Source organism: Bowmanella yangjiangensis (assembly GCF_017255015.1).
GTDB lineage: Bacteria > Pseudomonadota > Gammaproteobacteria > Enterobacterales > Alteromonadaceae > Bowmanella > Bowmanella yangjiangensis.
In genome coordinates this window covers 1-5,664 of the sequence record NZ_JAFKCS010000059.1, presented here as the reverse complement: position 1 = coordinate 5,664, position 5,664 = coordinate 1, and the positions used below count along the sequence as shown (strand labels likewise).

7 protein-coding genes, 1 tRNA gene and 1 pseudogene are annotated in these 5,664 nt (G+C 47.2%); all 9 read left to right on the top strand.

From position 1 onward, the window contains the following. Positions 1 to 75 (top strand): EF-Tu C-terminal domain-related protein (locus J0A65_RS27960; protein ID WP_143592138.1); only part of this gene is annotated, 75 nt, incomplete at its 5' end. 283 nt (positions 76 to 358) lie between these two features. After that, positions 359 to 435 (top strand) — tRNA-Trp (locus tag J0A65_RS21165). A gap of 167 nt (positions 436 to 602) precedes the next feature. Further along, positions 603 to 980, top strand: coding sequence for a preprotein translocase subunit SecE (gene secE / locus J0A65_RS21160; protein WP_206596324.1), 378 nt, complete (start codon positions 603 to 605; stop codon positions 978 to 980). A gap of 1 nt (position 981) precedes the next feature. Next, positions 982 to 1,518 (top strand): transcription termination/antitermination protein NusG, encoded by a 537-nt coding sequence (gene nusG, locus J0A65_RS21155; protein ID WP_206596323.1) that lies wholly within the window; start codon positions 982 to 984, stop codon positions 1,516 to 1,518. A gap of 200 nt (positions 1,519 to 1,718) precedes the next feature. Continuing rightward, positions 1,719 to 2,147 carry a 50S ribosomal protein L11 gene (gene rplK, locus J0A65_RS21150; protein ID WP_206596322.1) on the top strand — a complete coding sequence of 143 codons (429 nt, stop codon included), beginning with the start codon at positions 1,719 to 1,721 and terminating at the stop codon, positions 2,145 to 2,147. Between the two features lie 4 nt (positions 2,148 to 2,151). Further along, on the top strand, positions 2,152 to 2,847 hold the full coding sequence (rplA, locus tag J0A65_RS21145) for a 50S ribosomal protein L1 (RefSeq protein ID WP_206596321.1): 696 nt from the start codon (positions 2,152 to 2,154) through the stop codon (positions 2,845 to 2,847). A gap of 227 nt (positions 2,848 to 3,074) precedes the next feature. After that, positions 3,075 to 3,569, top strand: coding sequence for a 50S ribosomal protein L10 (gene rplJ, locus J0A65_RS21140; RefSeq protein ID WP_206596320.1), 495 nt, complete (start codon positions 3,075 to 3,077; stop codon positions 3,567 to 3,569). Between the two features lie 64 nt (positions 3,570 to 3,633). Continuing rightward, the gene (rplL, locus tag J0A65_RS21135; RefSeq protein ID WP_206596319.1) at positions 3,634 to 3,999 is read left to right on the top strand and encodes a 50S ribosomal protein L7/L12; all 366 of its coding nucleotides are present in this window, start codon (positions 3,634 to 3,636) and stop codon (positions 3,997 to 3,999) included. 282 nt (positions 4,000 to 4,281) lie between these two features. Then, positions 4,282 to 5,664, top strand: a pseudogene (gene rpoB, locus J0A65_RS21130) (DNA-directed RNA polymerase subunit beta); the annotation flags it as partial.

Genomic DNA, 5,664 nt, shown 5'->3' with positions numbered 1-5,664 from the left:
GAAGGCTTGCGCTTCGCTATCCGTGAAGGTGGCCGTACCGTAGGTGCAGGCGTAGTATCTAAGATCCTTGAGTGATTTTAATTGCTTAAGTGATTGAAAAGGCTCCCTAGGGAGCCTTTTTTATTGCGTACTTTTAATAAGCATCTCAAATAATTCTGGAATACGGCTTAATATTCCATGATTTATGCTGCCCTTATTTGTTCCCTGGCAAGGGATGAATCCTGACGGCTATGTCCTGTGGGGAGATGGAACTCGGGAAGCTTGTATAACGAGCATCAACAGGTATAATACCGCACCCTCCTTATGCTTGCTTAATATCTCCCTCTGATTAGAAAGATACGCTGCGTAAGTGGGATATAGGGGTGTAGTTCCAATTGGTAGAACAGCGGTCTCCAAAACCGATGGTTGGGGGTTCGAGTCCCTCCACCCCTGCCATATATATTGTCCCCGTGTTGTGGCGCGGGAAGCCAGTACATGCTGGCACTTGAAAGTTCAAGAGTTGTGCATATATGTAGCCAGACGGCCTGCAAAAAGCGCAGGGCGTAAACGAAGGTTTTGTACTTGCTGTACAAAACAGCTAATCGCAGTAATAGGTAAATTGCATGAGCGTCAATACAGAAAATACATCCGGTGCAATGGATTCGATCAAATGGGTACTCGTTATAGGCCTTTTGGCTGCAGCTATTGCAGGTAATTATGTCTATGAAGAACTGTCTGTGCTGATCCGTGCAGTTTCCATCATCGCCTTGGTTGTTATCGCTGGCTTTATTGCTGCGAAGACCGATAAGGGCGAGCGTTTTATGACTTTCGCTAAAGAATCTCGCATGGAAGTGCGTAAGGTTGTCTGGCCAACTCGTCAGGAAGCGACGCAGACAACAATGATCGTGCTGGTTGCTACTGTGATTGTGGCATTGGTACTGTGGGGCCTTGATGGCATTCTGGTACGTTTGGTTTCACTGGTAACCGGATTGGGAGTCTAAGATGGCCGATAAAAAATGGTATGTAGTACAAGCTTTCTCCGGTTTTGAAGGCCGAGTAAAGCAGTCTCTGAAAGAACATATCAAAATCCATAGTATGGAAGATTACTTTGGCGAGATCCTGGTTCCGACTGAAGAAGTCGTTGAAATGCGTGCTGGTCAAAAGCGTAAGAGCGAGCGTAAGTTTTTCCCCGGCTATGTATTGGTCGAAATGGAAATGAACGAAGACTCTTGGCACTTGGTAAAAAGTGTCCCCCGCGTATTAGGTTTTATCGGCGGCACTTCAGATCGCCCCGCGCCTATCAGCAAGCGTGAAGCGGACGCCATTCTTAACCGTCTGCAGGAATCTGTTGATAAACCTAAGCCTAAGACGTTGTTCGAACCCGGTGAAGTGGTCCGCGTAAACGACGGTCCTTTCGCAGACTTCAATGGTGTAGTTGAAGAGGTCGATTACGAAAAGAGCCGCCTGAAAGTGTCTGTATTGATCTTCGGTCGTTCTACACCGGTTGAACTGGAATTCGGTCAAGTAGAAAAAGGCTAATCCGGTTTTTCTCTTGATGGGTGAGCCCATCAACTGAATATTCATTCCCCAAGCTGAAAATTGCGCAATTTGCAAGTTTCGGCTTGAACCGGGCTGTAGATTAAAATATAATCCGCAGCCCTTTTTATTGAACGGGGAGCCGTTTGAGTAAGCATCCTCAATGCTTACGAGGCGTTATACCCACTTTAGAGGTTAAAAACATGGCAAAGAAAGTTAAAGGCTTGATTAAGCTTCAGGTCGCTGCGGGTGCTGCAAACCCCAGCCCACCAGTTGGTCCTGCACTGGGTCAACATGGTGTAAACATCATGGAATTCTGTAAAGCGTTCAACGCCAGAACAGAAAGCCTGGACAAGGGTGCTCCTACCCCTGTTGTGATTACTGTTTATGAAGACCGTTCATTTACTTTTGAGACTAAGACTCCTCCAGCATCTTATTTGCTGAAGAAAGCGGCTGGTCTGAAGAGTGGTTCTGCCCGTCCTAATACAGATAAAGTTGGCAAGGTTACCCGTGCTCAACTGGAAGAAATCGCCAAAACTAAAGAGCCTGATCTGACGGCCGGTGATTTGGAAGCAGCTGTACGTACTATCGCAGGTTCTGCGCGTAGTATGGGTCTGGTAGTAGAGGGCTAATCAAATGGCTAAATTGACTAAACGCATGCGCGTCATCAAAGAAAAAGTTGACGCAACTAAAGAATATGAAATCAACGATGCCGTTGCTCTTCTGAAGGAACTGGCCACTGCCAAGTTTGCAGAAAGCGTTGACGTAGCAATCAACTTGGGTGTTGACCCGCGTAAATCTGATCAGAACGTACGTGGTGCTACTGTACTGCCTCACGGTACTGGTAAAGACGTGCGCGTAGCAGTATTTACTCAGGGCGCAAACGCCGAAGCAGCTAAAGCTGCTGGTGCAGACATCGTTGGTATGGACGACCTGGCTGAGCAAGTTAAGAAAGGCGAGATGCCTTTCGATGTTGTTATCGCCTCTCCAGATGCAATGCGCGTTGTAGGTACTTTAGGTCAGATCTTGGGTCCTCGCGGCCTGATGCCTAACCCTAAGACTGGTACTGTGACTCCTGACGTAGTAACTGCGGTTAAGAACGCTAAAGCTGGTCAGGTTCGTTATCGTAACGATAAGAACGGTATCATTCACGCCAGCATTGGTAAGATTGGCTTCGAAGCCAACCAAATCAAAGAGAACCTTGAGTCTCTGCTGGATGCCCTGAAGAAGGCTAAGCCTTCTACTGCCAAGGGTACCTATGTGAAGAAAGTTAGCCTGAGCACCACTATGGGCGCAGGCGTGGCTATCGACCAAACCAGTCTGGCTGGTTAATTCGATAGTTGAAGGTTATGGGTTGGAGCCTCAACGAGGCTTCCGTCCAAGACCGCAGGCGCGAACTCGGGTTTCCGGGGACGCTTAATCTAACAGCCTGCGCAGACGGTGAAGACCCCAGAAGAACTTAGATTCTCTGGTTTTTCACCGTAAATCGCGAGTTGGCATCCGCCAACTATGTGTAGGAAACCAGACGTAAGTCTGGATGAACCAGGAGTTAAGAGCCAATGGCTATTAAGCTTGAAGACAAAAAAGCAATTGTTGCTGAAGTCAATGAAGCTGCCAAAGGTGCTTTATCTGCGGTAGTCGCAGACGCTCGTGGTGTCACTGTAGGCAAAATCACAGCTTTGCGTAAGCAAGCTCGTGAAGCCGGTGTATGGATGAAAGTTGTCCGTAACACTTTGGCACGCCGTGCAGTAGATGGCACTGAATTCGAGTGTCTGAAAGATGTATTCGTAGGTCCGACTGTTATTGCCTTTTCTAAAGAGCACCCAGGTGCTGCGGCGCGTATCTTTAAAGATTTCGCCAAAGACAATAAACAGTTCGAACTGAAAGGTGCGGCTTTCAATGGCGAAACCGTTGACTTCGAACTGCTTGCCACGTTGCCAACATACGACGAAGCAATTGCACGTTTGATGAGCACCATGAAGGAAGCTGCAGCTGGCAAACTTGTTCGCACAATTGCTGCGGTTCGCGACCAGAAACAAGAGCAAGCTGCCTAATTTTATTAGCGGCTTGATTAAGAGTTTAATCGGGAATTTTCCCCTTAATTTAGGAATCTGAGAAATGTCAGTGACTAAAGAGCAAATCATCGACGCTATCGCTGAAATGTCTGTAATGGACGTTGTTGAGCTGGTAGCTGCCATGGAAGAAAAATTCGGCGTATCTGCTGCCGCTGCCGTAGCTGTTGCTGCTGGTCCTGCTGCTGCTGTTGAAGAGAAGACTGAGTTCGACGTAATTCTGGCTGAAATTGGTGGCAACAAAGTTGCTGTTATCAAAGCCGTACGTGGTGCAACCGGTCTGGGTCTGAAAGAAGCCAAAGACATGGTAGAAGCTGCTCCTAAAGCCATCAAAGAAGGCGTGAGCAAAGAAGAAGCTGAAGCACTGAAGAAAGAGCTTGAAGAAGCTGGTGCTAAAGTTGAGGTTAAATAATCTGTCTGTGGACAGATTATTTGCCTGATTTCAGGCAAAGGCTGGTGATCATTTGATCACCAGCCTTTTTGCGCTGTAGGATAGTCACTTACACCGTTTCTTGACTGTCTATATATTGCGCACAGGATTGTTCATTGGCATCCCATTAATTTGCTGTTTTAACAGCATGTTGATTGATACGGTGTTCATCCTCGAAACGGTGCTGGAAGTTTGTCTATTGCTCATTTTCATGTGAGTGCAGTAAAGGCAAGTTGGGTCAAAAATCAGCAGGCTGAGGAACCCATGGTTTACTCTTATAGCGAAAAGAAACGTATTCGTAAGAATTTTGGCAAACGCCCGCAGGTATTGGAAATACCTTATCTTCTGTCAATCCAACTAGATTCTTTCAAGAAATTCATCGAGATTGATGCCGAAGGCCAATACGGTTTGGAAGCAGCATTCCGTTCAGTATTTCCAATCAAAAGTTATTCAGGTAACTCTGAATTACAGTATGTGAGCTACCGTTTAGGTGAACCGGTTTTTGACGTCAAAGAATGTCAAATTCGCGGTGTAACATACTCGGCACCTCTGCGGGTCAAGTTGCGTCTGGTGTTGTTCGATAGAGAAGCAGCGCCTGGCACAGTAAAAGATATTAAAGAACAAGAAGTCTATATGGGCGAAATACCGCTCATGACTGAAAACGGTACTTTTGTTATTAACGGTACCGAGCGTGTTATCGTTTCTCAGCTGCATCGCTCACCTGGCGTGTTCTTTGATCACGACAAAGGTAAGACCCACTCTTCCGGTAAGGTATTGTATAACGCGCGCGTTATTCCTTACCGTGGCTCTTGGCTGGACTTTGAATTCGATCCTAAGGACAACCTGTTTGTCCGTATCGACCGTCGTCGCAAATTACCTGCGACCATTATCCTGCGTGCATTGGATATGGGTACGGAAGAGATCCTGGGTCTGTTCTTTGAAAAGAACCAAGTTCGCATTGCTGCAGATCGCCTGATGATGGACGTTGTGCCAGACCGCTTGCGTGGTGAAGTGGCACAGTTCGACATTATGGATAAAGAAGGCAACGTGCTGGTTGAATCCGGACGTCGTATTTCTGCTCGCCATACTCGCCAGTTGGAAAAAGCCAACATCACTGAGTTGGAAGTTCCGCCTCAGTATCTGGTTGGTAAAGTGGTTGCACGTAACTATGTTAACGAAGCAACAGGTGAGCTGGTTGTCGGCGCTAACGAAGAGTTAACGCTGGAAAGCTTGCTGGCGCTCAAAAAAGCCGGATTCGAAAGCTTCGAGACACTGTACATCAACGAGCTGGACCACGGTTCATACATCTCCGATACCATTCGCATCGATTCAAGTAGCAACCGACTGGAAGCGCTGGTAGAAATCTATCGTATGATGCGTCCTGGTGAGCCGCCGACAAAAGATGCGGCCGAGACCTTGTTTGATAACCTGTTCTTCTCTGACGACCGTTACGATTTGTCTTCTGTTGGTCGTATGAAGTTCAACCGTCGCTTAGGTCGTGAAGAGCTGACCGGTGAAGGTACTCTGGATAAAGCTGATATCGTTGCGGTGATGAAGCAATTAATTGCTATCCGTGACGGTAAAGACGAGGTCGATGATATCGACCACTTGGGTAACCGTCGTATTCGTAGCGTTGGTGAAATGGCC

Bases quoted from the DNA above. Each gene is read 5' to 3' on its own strand.
- rplK (WP_206596322.1), top strand. From the start codon at position 1,719: ATGGCAAAGAAAGTTAAAGGCTTGATTAAGCTTCAGGTCGCTGCGGGT.
- rplL (WP_206596319.1), top strand. From the start codon at position 3,634: ATGTCAGTGACTAAAGAGCAAATCATCGACGCTATCGCTGAAATGTCT.
- rplJ (WP_206596320.1), top strand. From the start codon at position 3,075: ATGGCTATTAAGCTTGAAGACAAAAAAGCAATTGTTGCTGAAGTCAAT.
- rplA (WP_206596321.1), top strand. From the start codon at position 2,152: ATGGCTAAATTGACTAAACGCATGCGCGTCATCAAAGAAAAAGTTGAC.
- nusG (WP_206596323.1), top strand. From the start codon at position 982: ATGGCCGATAAAAAATGGTATGTAGTACAAGCTTTCTCCGGTTTTGAA.
- secE (WP_206596324.1), top strand. From the start codon at position 603: ATGAGCGTCAATACAGAAAATACATCCGGTGCAATGGATTCGATCAAA.